The organism is Paraburkholderia sp. IW21 (genome assembly GCF_041321145.1).
Classification (GTDB): Bacteria; Pseudomonadota; Gammaproteobacteria; order Burkholderiales; family Burkholderiaceae; genus Paraburkholderia.
Genome location: NZ_JBGGWA010000003.1, coordinates 409,944 through 428,166, shown reverse-complemented (window position 1 = coordinate 428,166; position 18,223 = coordinate 409,944). Strand labels below are relative to the sequence as shown.

Genomic DNA, 18,223 nt, shown 5'->3' with positions numbered 1-18,223 from the left:
TGATCACGACGCTCGGGCCGCATGACAGGCGCGACAGCTTCAGGTTGCCGCGGTCATGCGCAGCAAAAATGCCGCAGAGTGCCGAAGAACGCAGAAAAGGATTCGCTTGAAATTTCCCTACGAATGGCAGATTGGCTGGCGCTACACCCGCGCCGGCAAACGCACGACCGGTAACGGCTTCATTTCCTTCATCGCGCTGGTGTCGATGTCGGGCATCGCGCTCGGCGTCGCGGCGCTGATCGTCGTGTTGTCCGTGATGAACGGTTTCCAGAAAGAAGTGCGCGACCGGATGCTGTCGGTGCTGGCGCACGTCGAAATCTTTTCGCCGACGGGTTCGATGCCCGATTGGCAACTGACCGCCAAGGAGGCTCGCCAGAACAAGGAAGTGATCGGCGCCGCACCGTATGTCGAAGCGCAGGCATTGCTCACGCGCCAGAACGCCGTGAGCGGCGTGGCGCTGCGCGGGATCGAACCGACGCTCGAGCCTGAAGTTTCGGACATCGATAAGGAAATGAAGGGCGGCAAGCTCACAGACCTCGTGCCCGGCGACTTCGGCATCGTGCTGGGCGCGGATCTCGCCACCAATCTCGGCGTGACGGTCAACGACAAGATCACGCTGGTCGCGCCTGAAGGCACGATCACGCCGGCCGGCATGCTGCCGCGGCTAAAACAGTTCACGGTGGTGGGCATCTTCGAGTCGGGGCATTACGAATACGACAGCACGCTCGCGCTGATCAACATCAAGGACGCGCAGGCGCTCTTCCGGCTGCCCGCGCCGACCGGCGTGCGGCTGCGTCTGACCGATATGCAGCGGGCGCCGGAGGTCGCACATCAGCTTGCGCGCAGCTTGTCAGGCGATTTGTACATTCGCGACTGGACCCAGCAGAACAAGACCTGGTTCTCGGCGGTGCAGATCGAAAAACGCATGATGTTCATCATTCTCACGCTGATCATCGCGGTCGCGGCGTTCAATCTGGTGTCGTCGCTGGTGATGACCGTGACCAACAAGCAGGCTGACATCGCGATTCTGCGCACGCTCGGCGCGCAGCCCGGCTCGATCATGAAGATTTTCGTGGTGCAGGGCGTGACGATCGGCTTTATCGGCACGGCGACCGGCGTGGCGCTCGGCTGCCTGATCGCGTGGAGCATCCCGTGGCTCGTGCCGATGATCGAGCATCTGCTCGGCGTGCAATTCCTGCCGCCGTCCGTGTATTTCATCAGCGAGTTGCCGTCCGAACTGGTTCCCGCCGACGTCGCGCGAATCGGCATCATTGCGTTCACGATGTCGGCGTTGGCGACGCTTTATCCGAGCTGGCGTGGTGCGAAAGTCCGTCCTGCCGAGGCACTGCGCTATGAATGACCGTTCCGCTAGCCTATCCATGGCCTCAGAAGAAACCGCGCGGCATCCCTATGTGCTGGAAGCAACCGGCATTTCGAAATCGTTCGTGCAGGGCGGCCTCAATGTGCAGGTGCTCAACAACGCGCAACTGAACGTGCGGCGCGGCGAAAAGCTGGCGATCGTCGGCGCGTCGGGCTCCGGCAAGAGCACACTGCTGCATGTGCTCGGCGGCCTCGACGATCCGAGCGCGGGCCATGTCTCCGTAATGGGCAAGCCCTTCACGAAGCTCTCCGAACGCGAACGTAACGATCTGCGCAATCGCGCACTCGGTTTCGTGTATCAGTTCCATCATTTGCTGCCGGAATTTACCGCGCTCGACAACGTCGCGATGCCGCTGCGGATTCGCCGCATGACGACCGAAGCCGCGCGAAGCGACGCGCTTGCAGTGCTGGAGCGCGTCGGCATGGGGCATCGGGCGAAGCATCGCCCGGGTGAGTTGTCCGGTGGCGAACGTCAACGTGTGGCGATCGCGCGGGCCTTGGTCACCAAGCCCGCGTGTGTGCTGGCCGACGAGCCCACCGGCAATCTCGACGGCGGCACCGCAGACACCGTGTTCAACCTGATGCTCGAACTGTCGCAAACGTTCGACACCAGTTTCGTGATCGTCACGCACGATCCGGAACTGGCCGGACGTTGCGACCGGATCATGCGGCTGCGCGACGGCGTGTTGCATGAAGAACCGCCGGTCCCGGTTTAGTCGCCGCGCGGGAACCAAAGCGATGCACTGCCGTTAGCGAGGCGCGCCATGTGGATCGATACGCACTGCCATCTCGACGCTGCGGAATTCAACGCCGACCGCGACGAAGTCGCGGCGGCGGCGCGTCGAGCGGGGGTGGGGCGTATCGTGATTCCCGCGATCGGCCGCGAGAACTTCGCGACAGTGCGTGAGCTCGCGCACCGGATCGACGGCGGCGCCTACGCGCTGGGCATCCATCCACTTTTCACGCCAGGTGCCCAGGAGCGCGATCTCGAACTGCTTCGCATGGAAATCGAAGCGAGTCTTGAAGATCCGTTGTTCGTCGGCATCGGCGAAATCGGCCTGGATTATTTCGTCGAAGGCCTCGACGACGCGCGCCAGCAGTTCTTCTACAACGGTCAACTGCAGCTCGCGCGGGAATTCGATCTGCCGGTGATCTGCCACGTGCGCAAAGCGCAGGATCAGGTGATCAAAGGGCTGCGGCGACATCAGATTCATCGTGGCATCGCACACGCCTTCAACGGCAGTTTCCAGCAAGCTCAGGCGTATATCGACCAGGGTATGCATCTTGGTTTCGGCGGCAATCTGACCTTCGAGCGGGCGCGGCAAATCCGGCGCCTCGCCGGGCAATTGCCGTTCGACGCACTCGTCGTCGAGACCGACGCTCCCGATATCGCGCCGTCCTGGATGTACAAGCAGCGCAATTCGCCGGAGCAGATTCCGGGCATCGGCGCGGGGCTCGCACAACTGCGCGGCATGACAGCCGACGAAGCCGCCCTAGGCACAACGGCTAACGCGCTCGCTGCGCTGCCGCGGCTCGCGCTTTCCTCTGCATAATTGAACTCGATGGTCGAGGTGGTTCGCGCCGGGCGGAACACACGCCCGGCGGCCGCGCTGACGCCTGCGCGCCGAGCGTTGCGTCAATCCGGCGTCTGCTGGGCGGAGGACAGATGCGGGCATGGTGGTGCGGGTTTGCGTTGGGGGTGATCTGGCTGCAGCGACAGGCTGCATTGCCGGCTTGGAGCGGTTGGGGCGCGTTGATCGCGGTTGCGTGCGTGGCGCTCGGTACAGCGGTGTGGGGATTGCGCGGCCGTTCTTCGGACGGATTGCGCGGCGATTCTTCGGGCGGGTCAGGCGGCGGCACTTCGGGCATTGCGGATGATCATGCAGGGCGTTCAATTTCGCTGAAACGCCGCGCCTGGGTCGATACGCGCTTACGTTCATTCGTTGGTTGGGGCGCCATCTGGATAACTGCCTTTTGCGTAGGCTTTGGTTATGCCGCCTGGCGGGCGGAAGCGAGGCTCGCGGTCAGCTTGCCGAGCGCGTGGGAAGGTCGCGATATCGAAGTCGTCGGCAGTATCAAGGGGCTGCCTTCATGCGACAACAAGGGCGCGCGCTTTCTCTTCGAGGTCGAATCGGCCGACGTGCCGATCACCACTTTTCCGCGCGTGATTCAGCTGTCATGGATTGCCGAGGATGCGCCTGCGCCGCTGCTCGAACCGGGTGCGCGCTGGCGTCTGACCGTGCGCCTCAAACGCCCGCACGGCAATGCGAACTTCGGCGTGCGTGATGCCGAAGCCGGTTTGCTTGCGCGCAATGTGCGCGCCACGGGCTATGTGAGCGCGCCGGTTCACGCTTTGCGTTTGCCTGGCAACGCGCGCGGCGTGGGTGTGACGGTCGATCGCTGGCGCGCCGCGCTGCGCGCACGGATCGACACGGTGCTTGCCGCGGCGCCGCATCGCGGCATCGTGGTGGCACTCGCCATCGGCGCACAGGACGAAGTCAGCGCAGCCGACTGGCTGCTGATGCGCGGCACGGGCACCAGTCATCTGGTGGCGATTTCGGGCTTGCATATTGGTTTTGTCGCGGGTCTCGCGGGTTGGCTCGCCGGTGCGGTGTGGCGGCGCTCGGGGTTCACCGGCCGCAACTGGCCGTTGCTGCTGCCCGCGCAGATTGTCGCGGTGACGGGCGGCGCGCTGTTCGCCGGATTGCATGCGGCATTGGCCGGCTTCAACGTGCCGGCGCAGCGCGCGCTATGGATGGCGGGAGTCGTGGCGCTGGCCTTTATCAGCGGGCGCAATGTCGCGCGTTCGGTCGTGCTCGCGTGGGCGTTGGGACTCGTGCTTATGATCGACCCGTGGGCGGTGGTGTCGGCCGGATTCTGGCTTTCGTTCTGTGCGGTAGCGGCGATTCTGTTCGCGATGTCGGGCCGGCCCCGCGTGCAGGATCACGAGCAGCGTCGAGACGAAGAGGGCGAGAGCGGCGCGACGCAGATAAGGTTCTCGCGCCTGTTTTCCCTGTGGTCCGCCCTGCGCCGCCCTATGCGCGCTTTCGGTGTACGCCTGCGCGAGGCTGCGCACGTGCAGTTCGCCGTCACGGTCGCGCTTGCGCCGCTCACCGTCTACTGGTTCGCGCAGATTCCGCTGATCGGTCCGCTTGCCAATGCCTTTGCGATTCCATGGGTCAGTTTGCTGGTGACGCCGGCAGTGTTGGCCGGCGTCGCATTGCCCGCCCCGTTCGATGCCTACGCGTTTCGCGCCGCGCACGCGTTGCTCGATCTGCTGCCCGTGGGCTTGCAGATGCTGTCCGGTCCCGCATGGACGCTGTGGCGGCTGCCGCAACCGGATGCCTGGGCGCTTGCCGCGGCGGCGGTCGGCGTTATCTGGTGTCTCGCGCCGCGCGGCTGGCCGCTGCGCTGGGCCGCGCCGCTGACGTGGCTTCCGCTCCTGATGCCGGCACCGCCCGGACCGCCGCACGGCAGTTTCCGTCTGACGGCGCTGGACGTCGGTCAAGGCACGTCAGTGCTGGTCGAAACGGCGCATCACGTGTTGCTGTTCGATACCGGGCCGGGCCCGGAATCGACGCATGCCGGTGAACGGGTCGTCGTGCCATTTTTGCAGGCGCATGGCGTCACAGCGCTCGATACGCTGGTTATCAGCCACGCCGATTCTGACCATTCAGGCGGCGCGCCCGCTGTACTGGACGCGATCGAGGTTCGTCAAATGGTGGCGGCATTGGCGCCAGCGAATGCGTTGTGGTCGAACGCAAAGCAACGCGGCGCGGATACGCTGCCCTGTGCGGCGGGCCAGCGCTGGCAGTGGGACGGCGTCGAGTTCGCGATGCTCTGGCCGGATGCCGGGCCGCTGCAGGGCAAACCGAACGCGCATTGCTGCGTGTTGCGGGTGAGTACTTTGCCTGCCGCGGGCAGCCTGTCGAGCGCGGAGAACATCTCGCTTGCGGAGGGTTTGCCGGCTGCAGAGGGCCTGCCGGCCCGGCGTGTTCAAGCGGCGCCATTACGCATGGGAGCGTTGCTGGCGGCGGACATCGAAGCGCCGGTCGAACGCATCCTGCTCGCGCGCGATCGCGACGCGTTGCGCGCTCAGGTACTGGTCGTGCCGCATCATGGGAGCAAGACGTCGTCGACCGAGCCGTTCCTCGACTCTATCGAGCCGCTCATCGCGCTATTTCAGGTAGGCTATCGCAACCGTTTTCATCATCCGAACGCGGGGGTGTTCGAGCGTTACAAGGCGCGGCATATCGAGCTTGCGCGCAGCGATGCGGACGGCGCGGTGCGGGTCGACATCAACCCCAACGTCGAGCCCGAGGGCAGTCTGGAAGCTCGCCCGGAAGTCGGGCCGGGACGCAGCCCGGACTCGAGCGGTGCCGCGCTCACGCTCGAGCGCTATCGCGACACGCAGCGCCGCTACTGGATGGACCGCTGACGGATGGCCCGCCGCACAGATAGAAGAAACGCGCCGCTGGGCTCGGAGCCTGCACGAAAAGCCAGGACGAGAGCCCGCACGCAAAACAGAACGGAGAGAGCCGCACTTGAAAAACATCATCCACTTCTCGCACGCGAACGGTTTTCCGGCGTCCACCTACCGGACGATCTTCGCCGAACTCGCCGACGGCTATGAGCTGCGCTCCATCGAGCGCATCGGCCACGACGCGCGCTACCCGGTCACGCAGGACTGGCCGCATCTGGTCGAGCAGTTGCTCGACGACATCGGCCGTTCCTATGAGCGACCCGTGTGGCTGGTGGGCCATTCGCTTGGCGGTTATCTGTCGTTGATGGCCGCGCTGAAAAAGCCGCAGTGGGTGAGGGGAGTGGTGATGCTCGACTCGCCGGTGATCGCCGGCTGGCGCAGCAGCATGCTGCGCGTGTCGCAATGGACCGGGCTTGACGAGCGCCTGTCGCCCGCGGCTGCCACCCGCACGCGCCGCACCCAGTGGGCCAGCCGCGACGAGGCGTGGCGGCACTTCCACTCGAAGCCGGCGTTCGCGCGCTGGGACGAGCGCATGCTGTCCGACTACATCGACTTCGGCATTCCGCAGGACTCGCCTGACGGCGGGCGGTCGCTCGCCTTCGATCGCCGCACCGAATATCAGATCTATAAGACCTTGCCCCACACGCTAGGCGCGCGCCTCGCGCGCGGCGCGCCGGTGCCGGTGGGTTTCATCGCCGGCACGCGTTCGAAAGAAATCCGTCAGGCGGGCCTCGAGGCCACTCGCCGCGCGACCGGCGGTCATGTGGAATGGATCGAGGGGAGCCATCTTTACCCGATGGAAAAGCCGCTCGAAACCGCGCGCGCGGTGCAGCGAATGTTGCACGAACTGCAGCGGCGGTCCTGACTGCCCGCTGCGCATAGCGCAAAAAACGGTGCATGATCGGCGCACGGCGATGGCCATCGCCGTGGCCCGTGCGCGTGCGGATGTCGCCAGGATTTTGCTGGGTTGAGACCCTGCTTTACGGTATAATCCGTTTTTCCCGCGAGCATCCAGCGATGACCAAATATGTTTTCGTCACCGGCGGCGTAGTATCTTCCCTCGGCAAGGGTATTGCCGCCGCTTCCCTCGCCGCGATCCTCGAATCGCGCGGTCTTAAAGTCACTCTCCTCAAGCTCGATCCCTACATCAACGTCGACCCCGGCACGATGAGTCCGTTTCAACACGGCGAAGTGTTCGTGACGGAAGACGGCGCGGAGACTGACCTCGACCTCGGCCACTATGAGCGCTTCATCAGCACGAAGATGCGCAAGGCCAACAACTTCACCACGGGCCAGATTTACGAATCGGTAATCCGCAAGGAGCGCCGCGGCGACTATCTCGGCAAGACGGTGCAGGTCATTCCGCACATCACAAACGAAATCCAGGCGTTCATCGAGCGCGGCGCAGCTTCTGCGACGTGCGGTGAGCCGGACGTCGCCATCGTCGAAGTGGGTGGCACCGTAGGCGATATCGAATCGCTGCCGTTCCTCGAGGCCGCGCGTCAGATGAGCCTGCGCATGGGCCGCAACAGCGCGTGCTTCGTGCACCTCACGCTGGTGCCTTGGGTCGCCACCGCCGGCGAACTGAAAACCAAGCCTACCCAGCACAGCGTGCAGAAGCTGCGTGAAATCGGCATCTCGCCGCACGTGCTGCTGTGCCGCGCCGACCGCCCCATTCCGGACGACGAGCGCGCCAAGATCTCGATGTTCTCGAACGTGCCGGAAGACGCGGTGATTTCCGTGTGGGACGCCGACAGCATCTACAAGATTCCGCAGATGCTGCACGACCAGGGGCTGGACGCGATCATCTGCGAAGAGCTCAAGCTCACGCCGAAGCCGGCCGATCTGTCCATGTGGTCGAACCTCGTCGAAAAGCTCGAGCACCCGACGCACGAAGTCACGATCGGCATGGTCGGCAAGTATGTCGATCTGACCGAGTCGTACAAGTCGCTGATCGAAGCGCTGCGCCATGCGTCGATGCACACGTCGACCAAGGTCAACATCGAGTACATCGACTCGGAAGAGATCGAGGCGCAAGGCGTGGAAAGCCTCAAGCATCTGGATGCCGTGCTCGTGCCAGGCGGCTTCGGCCGTCGCGGCACCGAAGGCAAGATCGCGGCGATCCGCTATGCGCGTGAAGCGAACGTGCCTTATCTCGGCATTTGCCTCGGTATGCAACTGGCCGTGATCGAATTCGCTCGCGACGTGGTCGGCCTGAAGGATGCGAACAGCACCGAGTTCGATCAGGAAACCGAAAACCGCGTGGTCGCGTTGATTACCGAGTGGTACGACCGTGAAGGCCGCGTTGAAAAGCGTACCGAAGAATCGGATCTGGGCGGCACGATGCGTCTCGGTTCGCAACGCTGCCCGATCAAGCCCGGCACGATGGCCGAAGAGATTTATGGCAAGGACGTGAACGAACGCCATCGCCACCGTTATGAAGTCAATAACCGCTTCGTGCCCCTGCTTGAAGCCGGCGGCCTTATCATCAGCGCCCGTACCCCGAGTGAAGATCTGCCGGAAATGATGGAATTGCCGCGCAGCATGCACCCGTGGTTCGTCGGCGTGCAGTTCCATCCGGAATTCACGTCCACGCCGCGTGACGGCCATCCGCTGTTCAAGTCGTTCGTCGAAGCGGCGCGCGCGCATGAGCAGTCGCGCATGGCGAAGAAAGTCAGGGAGAAAGCATGAAACTGGGCGATTTCGAAATCGGGCTCGACAAGCCGTTTTTCCTGATCGCGGGCACCTGTGTTGTCGAATCCGAACAGATGACGATCGACACGGCAGGCCGGCTGAAGGAAATCTGCGCGAAGCTGAACATCCCGTTCATCTACAAATCGTCGTACGACAAGGCCAATCGCAGCAGCGGCAAGTCGTTTCGCGGTCTGGGCATGGACGAAGGTTTGCGCATCCTGTCGGAAGTGAAGCGTCAGCTCGGGTTGCCGGTGCTGACGGATGTTCACGCTGAGCACGAGATCGAGCAGGTTGCGTCGGTGGTCGACGTTCTGCAAACGCCTGCTTTCCTGTGCCGTCAAACGGACTTCATTCATGCTTGCGCGCGTTCGGGCAAACCGGTCAACATCAAGAAAGGCCAGTTTCTCGCACCGCACGACATGAAGAACGTGATCGACAAGGCGCGTGATGCGGCGCGTGAAGCGGGTCTCTCGGAAGACCGCTTCATGGCGTGCGAACGCGGCGTGTCGTTCGGCTATAACAACCTCGTGTCGGACATGCGTTCGCTCGCGATCATGCGCGAAACCAACGCGCCGGTCGTGTTCGACGCGACTCACTCGGTGCAGTTGCCGGGTGGGCAGGGCACGAGCTCGGGCGGTCAGCGCGAATTCGTGCCGGTGCTGGCGCGTGCGGCCGTTGCAACGGGCGTGGCGGGTCTCTTTATGGAAACCCACCCGAAGCCTTCGGAAGCCAAGTCGGACGGTCCGAACGCGGTACCGCTGCATCGCATGGCTGACCTGCTCGAAACGCTTGTTACGCTCGATCAGGCCGTCAAGCGCGCGCCGTTCCTCGAAAGCGATTTCAACTGATTCAGGCGTTTGGCCGGCCGCGATTCCCGCATAGCCGGTACAGTCGTGGGCATGCGGCGAATGCGCGCAATGGTCGTCGAAAGCATCGAGGCGCGTAGTGTGCTGGGGAGCTACTCTGCATGGGACCGGAGTAAGCGCTGAAGCGCTAACTCCGGATCGACAGCGTTGCATGGGACCGGAGTAAGCGCTAAAGCGCTAACTCCGGATCGACAGCGTTGCATGGGACCGGAGTAAGCGCTAAAGCGCTAACTCCGGATCGACAGCGTTGCCCGGTGCAGTTTCACAGTAAAGAATTCAACGTCATTTCTTGAGGAAACCATGAGTGCTATCGTAGATATCATCGGTCGAGAGATTCTCGATTCGCGAGGCAACCCCACCGTCGAATGCGACGTGCTGCTCGAGTCGGGCACGATGGGCCGCGCTGCGGTGCCGTCGGGTGCGTCAACAGGTTCGCGCGAAGCGATCGAACTGCGCGACGGCGAAACCGGCCGTTACGGCGGCAAGGGCGTGCTGAAGGCCGTCGAGCACATCAACACCGAAATCTCCGAAGCGATCATGGGCCTCGACGCTTCCGAGCAGGCCTTCCTCGACAAGACCCTGCTGGAACTCGACGGCACGGACAACAAGTCGCGCCTCGGCGCGAACGCGATGCTGGCCGTGTCGATGGCGGTTGCGAAGGCTGCTGCTGAAGAAGCCGGTCTGCCGCTGTACCGCTACTTCGGCGGCTCGGGCGCGATGCAACTGCCGGTGCCGATGATGAACATCGTCAACGGCGGCGCGCACGCGAACAACAGCCTGGACATCCAGGAATTCATGATCGTGCCGGTCAGCCAGCCGAGCTTCCGCGAAGCGCTGCGCTGCGGCGCCGAAGTGTTCCACGCGCTGAAAAAGATCCTGAGCGACCGCGGCATGAGCACGGCAGTCGGCGACGAAGGCGGCTTCGCGCCGAACTTCGGCAGCAACGACGAATGTCTGTCGACCATCCTGCAAGCCATCGAAAAGGCTGGCTACCGCGCGGGTGAAGACGTGCTGCTCGCGCTCGACTGCGCAGCCAGCGAGTTCTACCACGACGGCAAGTACCAGTTGGCGGGCGAAGGCCTGCAACTGTCGTCGACCGAATTCGCGGATTACCTCGCGAATCTGGCCGACAAGTTCCCGATCGTTTCGATCGAAGACGGCATGCACGAAAGCGACTGGGCCGGCTGGAAAATCCTGACCGACAAGCTCGGCAAGAAGGTCCAACTGGTGGGCGACGATCTGTTCGTCACCAACACGCGCATCCTGAAGGAAGGCATCGAGAAGGGCATCGCCAACTCGATCCTGATCAAGATCAACCAGATCGGTACGCTGACGGAAACCTTCGCGGCCATCGAAATGGCGAAGCGCGCCGGCTACACGGCTGTGATCTCGCACCGCTCGGGGGAAACCGAGGATTCGACGATCGCGGACATCGCGGTCGGGCTGAATGCCGGTCAGATCAAGACGGGTTCGCTGTCGCGTTCGGACCGCATCTCGAAGTACAACCAGTTGCTGCGCATCGAAGAAGACCTTGGTGATATCGCCAGCTACCCGGGCAAGTCGGCGTTCTACAATCTGCGCTAATGGCCTGTTCGATAGCGCCGACCGATGAGCCGGTTATCCTTCGTTTCTGATTGACCACGCCGCCCTGCGTTTAGCGCAGGGCGGCGTGTATTTATTGTGCTTACTTCATGCGGCTCGTCACTGCTGTCTTGATCGTTCTGCTGGCACTGATCCAGTACCCGCTCTGGTGGGGCCATGGCGGCTGGCTGCGCGTGCATGAGTTGCAGCAGCAACTGGCCCAGCAACTGCAGAAAAACACTGATTCGAAGCTGCGCAACGAGCGTATCCAGGGCGAAGTCCAGGATTTGCAGAACGGCACGGCTGCGGTTGAAGAGCGGGCGCGCTACGAAATGGGTATGGTGAAAAACAGCGAAGTGTTCGTGCAGTTCGTGTCGCCTAACGCACCGTTGCCGAGCGCGAACACGCCTTCGGTCACCACGTCGACGCGTGGTGAAGTGTCGGCGTCGCCGCTGCATATAGTGCCGAATCCGGAATCGCGTGCGAAGCCGGATCGCAAGCATCGTGGCAAGGCCGCGAAAGATAAGAAGGCCACGCACTAAGCTTGTTCAGCATGTGCCGTTACCAGCCCCAGTATGGCGCGTAACCTACGCCGACTCCGGTACCCCAGCCGCGCCCCCATCCGCCGCCGTAATAACTGCCGTACACGCTGACCGGCGGCGAGTAATAACGTGAGTACGCTTGAGCGGCGTTCTCGGCGGCAATGGCCTGGTTCTGATCGGACAGTACCTGACGGTCGATCGCATCGTAGCGCTCGCGTTCTTCAGGCGTGAGCGGCCGGGCGGTGCTGGCCATGCCCGACTGTTCGGCCGGTAGCCGGCTATAAATCGGCGAGGGGCCGGGAGGGTCCATCACGCAGCCCGTCAGCGCAACGCTGCCGGCGATGACGGCCAGCACGGTGAACGAGCGCATGCAATGCTTCAACGAAGTAGGGGTGTTCATTTTTGCTCTCCATCGGTCGGATGCCTAAGCAAACCATGCGCAGCGCGCACCGCCCACGATCCAACGCAATGATCAACGATAACGCGCCGCCCGGGTCCTGAAAAGGCAGCGGGCGGCGCGTTATTTTACTGCGGTAATACAGGCGCCATCAGCCGCCTCTGAGCGGCTTCAGTGCCGTTGGTCGGCTGCTGGCGTGACGCCCTGCGAGAGCGCATTGGCGACAAAAAGTTGCGCCACGTCGACCGGATCGAATTCGTACCGCTGGTTACAGAATTCGCAATGGATCTCGACGTGACCGCGTTCTTCGATCACGCTGTCCACTTCCTCGCGGCCCAGCATCTTCAACATGGCGCCGACTTTTTCGCGCGAGCAACTGCATTCGAAACGTGTCGTTGCCGGCTCGAAATGCTGCACGTTCTCCTGCCAGAAGAGACGGCGGAAAATCGTTTCCGGCTCTTCCTTCAGCAGCTCGTCTTGCGACATCGTGCCGCCCAGCGTGCACACGCGCTCCCACGTATCCGCGTCCAGGTCGCCCGGATGCGGGACAATGCCGCCGTCGCCCGGCAGCTTTTGCAGCAGCATGCCGACGGCGCGCTCGGTGTTCGCCGCGAGCCACAGGCGCGTGTCGAGCTGCTCCGAGTGATGCATGTAATGCTCGAGTACTTCGGACATCGACTTGAGTGGGCCGTCCACACCCGACAGCGGCACGATACTTTGATACGGTTGCTGGCCGGGCTGCTTGTCGCGCGGGTCGAGCGTGATCACGCAGCGGCCGTGACCGCTCGCGTTGACCAGTTCGATCATGGAGGTGGTCTCGTCGATCGTACTGGCCGCTTCGCCTGAGAGCTTGGCGGTGGCGCGCATGGACAGATCGGAGCTGCACTGCACGACCAGCATCTTGGCCGGCCCGTCGCCAAAAATCTGCATGACGAGCGTGCCGTCGAACTTGAGGTTCGCGGAAAGCAGCGCGCACGCGGCCATCATCTCGCCCAGAATCGTCCGTACGGGCGCCGGGTAATCCCGGCGCGTCAGCACTTCCTGCCACGTATTGCGCAGCGAAACGATCTCGCCGCGCACCGGCGCCGCGCTGAACATGAATTTTTGCAACTGGTCGCTCACAACTTTTCCTCGGTCGAATGACGCAGCCTGATGCTGCGCCTCGCGCGCCGCGCGCCCGGCTGATTAGCCGATGCGCACGAGCTGCGCCTTGAAATACTCGCGGCGCTCGGCATAACTCGCCGTGCCGCGCTGCATATTGGCGATATCCGTCTCGGTCAGTTCGCGCACCACTTTGGCAGGCGCGCCGAGAATCAGCGAATTGTCGGGAAACACTTTGCCTTCGGTGACGATGGCGCCCGCTCCGACCAGACAGTTGCGGCCGATTACCGCCCCATTCAAGACCACCGCCTGTATCCCGATCAGCGAGCCTTCCTTGATCGTGCAGCCGTGCAACATCACCTGATGGCCGATCGTGACGTTCTGTTCGATCGTCAGCGGGAAGCCCGGGTCGGTGTGCAGCACCGCGTTTTCCTGCACGTTGCTGCCGGCGCCCAGGGTGATCGGCTCGTTGTCGCCGCGAATCGTCGCGCCGAACCAGACGCTCGAATTTTCTTCTAGCGTCACATCGCCGATGATGTTCGCCGAATCGGCGACGAATACGCTTTCATGAATGGTCGGGGCGGCTTCGCCAAGCTTGTAAATTGTCACGTTGTCTCCTCTTGATCGGGCGCCAGGCGTTGCGGGGGCTGGCTGGCGCTGCCAAATGCGTCGAAAACGCGCTTATGGGCCCGGTTCGTCCCGCCGGACCGGCGCACCAGGCGCGCGCGATGGTCGAATCGAGTATTGTAAACGGTTGTGTGGTTGGGCCGCTTGGCGCTGTCACAAAGCAGGACGGCAGCCAATCCCGCGCTTAGCCGTTGCGCGTGCCGCGTCGCTTTTATCTTGCCTGTTGCCGTTCCCTTTACCGACCTGGTCGCCATGATTTCCGCTGCTCCGTCTGTTTCGCCTGCGCCGCTCACATCCAACCCTGTGAACTCCTCGAACCGCGCGAATTGCGCGCGCACTGCGGCGCTTGCCGCCTTACGCGAAAACGATCCCGTGGCCAAGGCTGCGGCGGCACGCGCGCTCCATGCCGCAACGCTCGACGGTAGCCTGGCGTGTCCCGCAGACCTCGATCTTGCCGAGCCCACAGACCTGCCGGGCCGTCCCGCACGCCCCGAACTGGTCGATCCACGCAAACTCAAGCGCCGCAGCATGCAATCGTCCGAAGGACGCGCCGTCTTGCTGCATGCGCTTGCACACATCGAATTCAACGCAATCAACCTCGCGCTTGACGCCGTCTGGCGCTTTGCCGGCATGCCCGCCGCGTTCTACACCGACTGGCTCAAAGTAGCCGCCGAAGAGGCGCATCACTTTTCGCTGCTGGTCGCGCGGCTTGCGGAATTCGGCCATGTCTACGGCGATTTTCCCGCTCACGACGGACTGTGGGATATGTGCGAGCGCACCCGCGGCGACCTGCTGGCGCGCATGGCGCTGGTACCGCGCACGCTGGAAGCGCGCGGTCTGGACGCCTCGCCGCCGATCCGCGCGCGCCTGCAGCAGGCGGGCGACGAGGCGTCCGCGGCGATTCTCGACGTCATCCTGCGCGACGAAATCGGCCATGTGCTGATCGGCAATCGCTGGTTCCGTCATCTGTGCGAGCAGGGCGGGCTCGACCCGCACGACACCTACACGCGCCTCGCCGAGCAGTATCACGCACCGAAATTACGCGGTCCGTTCAATTTCGAGGCGCGCCGCGACGCGGGTTTCGACGAAACCGAACTGGCCGCGCTGGTTGCGCTGGCCGGCCTGGATGCCCAGGATTCCGCAACGTCGGCCTCGGACTGAAGCTTTTTTCACTGCCCGACTCCTCGCACCGTCCGGCTATCTCGTTATAATCGAACGACCATTCTTTTTCGGGCGCGCCGTTCATGAATACCTCCCAGTCTGAGTTCATCGCCGTGCGCGGCATCCGTCTGCACGTGCGGCGGTGGGGCAACCCGGATGCGCCGATGCTTTTCATGCTGCACGGCTGGATGGACGTCGCGGCGTCGTTCCAGTTCGTCGTCGATGCATTGGGCGGTGACTGGCAGGTGATTGCGCCGGATATGCGGGGTTTTGGCCTGTCGGACTGGCCGGTCGCCGAGCGCGGCGGCGGCAACTACTGGATGCAGGACTATCTCGCCGATCTCGACGCGCTGCTCGATCACTATGCGCCGACGGGCGAGGTCAATCTGGTCGGCCACAGCCTCGGCGCGAACATCGTGTGTCTGTATGCGGGCGTGCGGCCGGAGCGGGTGCGGCGCGTGGTCGACCTGGAGGGCTTTGGTCTCGCGCCCACGCACTCGGCGCAAGCGCCGAGGCGCCTGCGTAACTGGCTTGACGAATTGCGCGATCCGCCGCAGTTGAAGCGCTACGCGTCGCTGGACGACGTCGCTGGGCGTCTGATCAAAACCAATCCGCGCCTCGACCCGCAGCGCGCGCAGTTCCTCGCGCAACATTGGTCGAAACCGGACGGAGAAGGGCGCTTCATGCTGCTCGCCGATCCGGCGCACAAACTGCGCGGCCCCACGCTGTACCGCCTCGACGAGGTGATGGCTGTGTGGCGCAAGGTGAGCGCCAAGGTGCTGCACGTGGAGGCGGCCAATTCGCCGACGCTGGCGCAGATCGCCGGCGAGATTCCGCTCGACGAATTCAAGGCGCGTTTTCAGGCTTTCCCCCACTGGCGCGAGAAGATCATCGACGAAGCGGGACACATGGTGCACCACGACCAGCCGGAGCAGGTGGCGGCGCTGATCGAGGGCTTCTGCGCCTGAAACTGACCAGGAATTTCAGGGATCAGGTCGGCTTCGCGAGATAGCTCCGCGGCCACTTACTGCGTTGCAGTAAAATGAGCGCAGAATCTTTTCAAGGCTAAGATGAACGCCGATCTTCACTGTCACTCCACCGTATCCGACGGCCAGTTCGCGCCGGCCGATGTCGCGCGCCGCGCGCACGCGGGCGGCGTGACGCTGTGGGCGTTGACCGATCACGATGAACTGGGCGGTCAGCACGAAGCGCGCAGTGCCGCTGAAGCGCTCGGCATGGGCTACCTGAGCGGCGTGGAGATTTCGGTCACCTGGGCGTCGCGCACCGTGCACATTGTCGGCCTCGGCATCGATCCTACGAGTTCGACGCTGATCGACGGTCTCGCGCGCACCCGCAACGGCCGCGCGGCGCGTGCCGAAGCGATCGGCGAACAGCTGGCCAAGCTGGGCATTCCCGATGCCTATCAAGGCGCGCTCAAATTCGTCTCGAACCCGGACATGATTTCGCGCACGCACTTCGCCCGTTTCATGGTCGAAAGCGGCTACGCCAGTTCGACGCAAGACGTGTTCAACCGCTATCTCGGCGACGGCAAAGCCGGCTGCGTGCCGCATCGTTGGGCCAAACTGGCCGATGCGGTCGGCTGGATCCTGGCGGCCGGCGGCGAGGCGATCATCGCGCATCCAGGTCGTTATGCGTACTCGCCAGTCGAATTCGACGCGTTTTTCGGTGAATTCATCGACCTCGGCGGCAAGGCGATCGAAGTAGTCACGGGCAGCCACACGCCGGATCAATACCGCGAATACGCGGATGTCGCGCGCCGGTTCGGCTTCGAGGCGTCGCGTGGCTCGGACTTCCATGCACCCGGCGAAGGTCGGGTCGATCTCGGCACGCTGCCGCCGCTACCTTCCGATCTCAAGCCCGTCTGGGAACGCTGGCTGTGATCGCGCGCCGTGCCACGGCGGCACGATATGCGCGCAGGCTATCATCCGGGGCGTGTGCTTTCGCCCGATCCTCCGTCCGGTTTTCAGTCCGGTTTTCAGTCCGCTTTTCGGTCTGTAGCCACCCGTAGCCACTGCAAGTCACCATGTCCCAATACTTTCGGCTTCATCCGGATAACCCCCAGCCGCGCCTCGTCAAGCAGGCGGTGCAGATCATCAACGATGGCGGCGTCGTCGCATTGCCGACGGATTCGAGCTACGCGCTAGCCTGTCATCTCGACGACAAGGACGCGGTCGAACGCCTCAGGCGGATTCGCGGGCTCGGCGAGAAGGCATTGCTGTCACTGCTGGTGCGCGATCTGTCGGAGTTGTCGAACTTCGCCATGGTCGACAACCGGCAGTACCGCCTGATCAAATCGGTCACACCGGGCCCCTATGTTTTCGTGCTGCAGGCAACCAAGGAAGTGCCGCGGCGCCTGTCGCACCCGTCGCGCAAGACCATTGGCCTGCGGGTGCCGGATCACGCGATCACGCTGGCGATTCTCGAAGAGCTCGGCCAGCCGCTAATCGGCTCCACGCTGATCATGCCGGATGAAACGCAGCCGCTGAACGACCCGGAGGAAATCCGCGCTCGGCTGGAGAAGCAGCTGGATCTGGTGATCGATAGTGGCCCGTGCGTGTGCGAACCCTCGACCGTGATCGATTTGACCGGGCCTGAGCCGGTGCTGGTGCGGGCAGGGCGCGGTTCTCTCGCGCCATTCGGTCTCGAAGAGACGGCATGAGCGAAAGCGGACAGACGCACGCAATCGCGTTGTTACAATAGCGAGTTATGGATTCTTCCCTGATACAAACCATTGCGGTTTACGCGTTGCCGGTGATTTTCGCGATCACGCTTCATGAGGCCGCGCATGGCTACGTCGCGCGCTGGCTCGGCGACAATACCGCGTACGTGCTCGGCCGTGTCTCCGTCAATCCGATGCGGCATATCGATCCGCTCGGCACGATCGCGATTCCTTTGCTGTTGTACTTCGCCACCAGCGGCGCCTTCATGTTCGGTTACGCGAAGCCCGTGCCGGTCGCTTTTGGCAACTTGCGCAATCCGCGCTGGGGCAGCCTGTGGGTTGCGGCGGCCGGGCCACTGTGTAATTTTGCCCAGGCGCTGGTGTGGGGCCTGGTTGGCGTCGCACTTGCGGTGTTGAACGTCGACGAGCCGTTCTTCACCCGCATGGCGGGAGCCGGCGTCGGTGTGAACCTCGTGCTCGGCGTGCTCAACCTCTTTCCGCTGCCCCCGCTCGACGGCGGCCGCGTGCTGATGGCGCTGTTGCCGCCGCGGCAATCGATCGCGCTGTCGCGTCTCGAGCCGTACGGCTTTTTCATCGTCATGGCGCTGGTCATGACGGGTACGCTGACGCGTTATTGGCTGAGCCCGCTCGTTACGCTCGGCTACGGTGCGATTACCGCAATTCTGACTCCACTTGTTTCGCTTTTCTAAA

At 63.4% G+C, this 18,223-nt stretch carries 17 protein-coding genes; 14 read left to right on the top strand and 3 right to left on the bottom strand.

Annotation, left to right across the window (positions count from 1 at the left end):
* Positions 1-106: 106 nt before the first annotated feature.
* The 9 genes from ACAX43_RS09175 (at position 107) to ftsB (ending at position 11,546) form a co-directional block, all read left to right on the top strand.
* Complete coding sequence (locus tag ACAX43_RS09175) at positions 107-1,360, top strand: lipoprotein-releasing ABC transporter permease subunit (protein WP_370708067.1); 1,254 nt, start codon at positions 107-109, stop codon at positions 1,358-1,360.
* Positions 1,353-2,096: a lipoprotein-releasing ABC transporter ATP-binding protein LolD gene (lolD, locus tag ACAX43_RS09170; RefSeq protein WP_370708066.1), complete on the top strand. Its 744-nt coding sequence runs from the start codon at positions 1,353-1,355 to the stop codon at positions 2,094-2,096. The genes ACAX43_RS09175 and lolD overlap by 8 nt, the downstream gene beginning before the upstream one ends.
* Positions 2,097-2,144: 48 nt before the next feature.
* On the top strand, positions 2,145-2,933 hold the full coding sequence (locus tag ACAX43_RS09165) for a TatD family hydrolase (RefSeq protein WP_370708065.1): 789 nt from the start codon (positions 2,145-2,147) through the stop codon (positions 2,931-2,933).
* A 113-nt stretch (positions 2,934-3,046) separates the two neighbouring features.
* Positions 3,047-5,818 carry a DNA internalization-related competence protein ComEC/Rec2 gene (locus ACAX43_RS09160; RefSeq protein ID WP_370708064.1) on the top strand — a complete coding sequence of 924 codons (2,772 nt, stop codon included), beginning with the start codon at positions 3,047-3,049 and terminating at the stop codon, positions 5,816-5,818.
* A 106-nt stretch (positions 5,819-5,924) separates the two neighbouring features.
* Complete coding sequence (locus ACAX43_RS09155) at positions 5,925-6,728, top strand: alpha/beta fold hydrolase (protein WP_370708063.1); 804 nt, start codon at positions 5,925-5,927, stop codon at positions 6,726-6,728.
* Positions 6,729-6,880: 152 nt separating this feature from the next.
* Positions 6,881-8,554, top strand: a complete 1,674-nt coding sequence (locus tag ACAX43_RS09150) for a CTP synthase (protein ID WP_370708062.1) — start codon at positions 6,881-6,883, stop codon at positions 8,552-8,554.
* Entirely contained in the window at positions 8,551-9,405 is an 855-nt protein-coding gene (gene kdsA, locus ACAX43_RS09145) for a 3-deoxy-8-phosphooctulonate synthase (RefSeq protein WP_097389693.1), read from the top strand. Before ACAX43_RS09150 ends, kdsA begins: the two co-directional genes overlap by 4 nt.
* Positions 9,406-9,723: 318 nt before the next feature.
* Complete coding sequence (eno, locus tag ACAX43_RS09140; RefSeq protein ID WP_370708061.1) at positions 9,724-11,007, top strand: phosphopyruvate hydratase; 1,284 nt, start codon at positions 9,724-9,726, stop codon at positions 11,005-11,007.
* A gap of 107 nt (positions 11,008-11,114) precedes the next feature.
* Entirely contained in the window at positions 11,115-11,546 is a 432-nt protein-coding gene (ftsB, locus tag ACAX43_RS09135; RefSeq protein ID WP_370708060.1) for a cell division protein FtsB, read from the top strand.
* Positions 11,547-11,565: 19 nt separating this feature from the next.
* On the opposite strand, the gene ACAX43_RS09130 is transcribed toward ftsB, so the two are convergent.
* The 3 genes from ACAX43_RS09130 to ACAX43_RS09120 all read right to left on the bottom strand — a co-directional run bounded on the left by ACAX43_RS09130 (position 11,566) and on the right by ACAX43_RS09120 (position 13,653).
* Entirely contained in the window at positions 11,566-11,946 is a 381-nt protein-coding gene (locus tag ACAX43_RS09130) for a hypothetical protein (protein ID WP_370708059.1), read from the bottom strand.
* A 168-nt stretch (positions 11,947-12,114) separates the two neighbouring features.
* Positions 12,115-13,065 carry an Hsp33 family molecular chaperone HslO gene (gene hslO / locus ACAX43_RS09125; RefSeq protein WP_370708058.1) on the bottom strand — a complete coding sequence of 317 codons (951 nt, stop codon included), beginning with the start codon at positions 13,063-13,065 and terminating at the stop codon, positions 12,115-12,117.
* A gap of 63 nt (positions 13,066-13,128) precedes the next feature.
* Positions 13,129-13,653, bottom strand: coding sequence for a gamma carbonic anhydrase family protein (locus ACAX43_RS09120; protein ID WP_370708057.1), 525 nt, complete (start codon positions 13,651-13,653; stop codon positions 13,129-13,131).
* A 270-nt stretch (positions 13,654-13,923) separates the two neighbouring features.
* On the opposite strand from ACAX43_RS09120, the gene ACAX43_RS09115 reads away from it, so the two are divergent.
* The 5 genes from ACAX43_RS09115 to ACAX43_RS09095 all read left to right on the top strand — a co-directional run bounded on the left by ACAX43_RS09115 (position 13,924) and on the right by ACAX43_RS09095 (position 18,222).
* Positions 13,924-14,832, top strand: a complete 909-nt coding sequence (locus tag ACAX43_RS09115) for a ferritin-like domain-containing protein (RefSeq protein ID WP_370708056.1) — start codon at positions 13,924-13,926, stop codon at positions 14,830-14,832.
* Positions 14,833-14,915: 83 nt separating this feature from the next.
* On the top strand, positions 14,916-15,800 hold the full coding sequence (locus tag ACAX43_RS09110; RefSeq protein WP_370708055.1) for an alpha/beta fold hydrolase: 885 nt from the start codon (positions 14,916-14,918) through the stop codon (positions 15,798-15,800).
* Positions 15,801-15,902: 102 nt separating this feature from the next.
* On the top strand, positions 15,903-16,733 hold the full coding sequence (locus tag ACAX43_RS09105; RefSeq protein ID WP_370708054.1) for a 3',5'-nucleoside bisphosphate phosphatase: 831 nt from the start codon (positions 15,903-15,905) through the stop codon (positions 16,731-16,733).
* 143 nt (positions 16,734-16,876) lie between these two features.
* Complete coding sequence (locus tag ACAX43_RS09100; protein ID WP_370708053.1) at positions 16,877-17,512, top strand: L-threonylcarbamoyladenylate synthase; 636 nt, start codon at positions 16,877-16,879, stop codon at positions 17,510-17,512.
* Positions 17,513-17,559: 47 nt separating this feature from the next.
* On the top strand, positions 17,560-18,222 hold the full coding sequence (locus ACAX43_RS09095) for a site-2 protease family protein (protein WP_370708052.1): 663 nt from the start codon (positions 17,560-17,562) through the stop codon (positions 18,220-18,222).
* Position 18,223: the final 1 nt, after the last annotated feature.

What these genes read in the sequence shown, in the direction of transcription:
- lolD (WP_370708066.1), top strand. Translation starts at nt 1,353, where the DNA reads ATGAATGACCGTTCCGCTAGCCTATCCATGGCCTCAGAAGAAACCGCG.
- ACAX43_RS09165 (WP_370708065.1), top strand. Translation starts at nt 2,145, where the DNA reads ATGTGGATCGATACGCACTGCCATCTCGACGCTGCGGAATTCAACGCC.
- ACAX43_RS09160 (WP_370708064.1), top strand. Translation starts at nt 3,047, where the DNA reads ATGCGGGCATGGTGGTGCGGGTTTGCGTTGGGGGTGATCTGGCTGCAG.
- ACAX43_RS09150 (WP_370708062.1), top strand. Translation starts at nt 6,881, where the DNA reads ATGACCAAATATGTTTTCGTCACCGGCGGCGTAGTATCTTCCCTCGGC.
- kdsA (WP_097389693.1), top strand. Translation starts at nt 8,551, where the DNA reads ATGAAACTGGGCGATTTCGAAATCGGGCTCGACAAGCCGTTTTTCCTG.
- eno (WP_370708061.1), top strand. Translation starts at nt 9,724, where the DNA reads ATGAGTGCTATCGTAGATATCATCGGTCGAGAGATTCTCGATTCGCGA.
- ftsB (WP_370708060.1), top strand. Translation starts at nt 11,115, where the DNA reads ATGCGGCTCGTCACTGCTGTCTTGATCGTTCTGCTGGCACTGATCCAG.
- ACAX43_RS09130 (WP_370708059.1), bottom strand. Translation starts at nt 11,946, where the DNA reads ATGAACACCCCTACTTCGTTGAAGCATTGCATGCGCTCGTTCACCGTG.
- ACAX43_RS09115 (WP_370708056.1), top strand. Translation starts at nt 13,924, where the DNA reads ATGATTTCCGCTGCTCCGTCTGTTTCGCCTGCGCCGCTCACATCCAAC.
- ACAX43_RS09110 (WP_370708055.1), top strand. Translation starts at nt 14,916, where the DNA reads ATGAATACCTCCCAGTCTGAGTTCATCGCCGTGCGCGGCATCCGTCTG.
- ACAX43_RS09105 (WP_370708054.1), top strand. Translation starts at nt 15,903, where the DNA reads ATGAACGCCGATCTTCACTGTCACTCCACCGTATCCGACGGCCAGTTC.
- ACAX43_RS09100 (WP_370708053.1), top strand. Translation starts at nt 16,877, where the DNA reads ATGTCCCAATACTTTCGGCTTCATCCGGATAACCCCCAGCCGCGCCTC.
- ACAX43_RS09095 (WP_370708052.1), top strand. Translation starts at nt 17,560, where the DNA reads ATGGATTCTTCCCTGATACAAACCATTGCGGTTTACGCGTTGCCGGTG.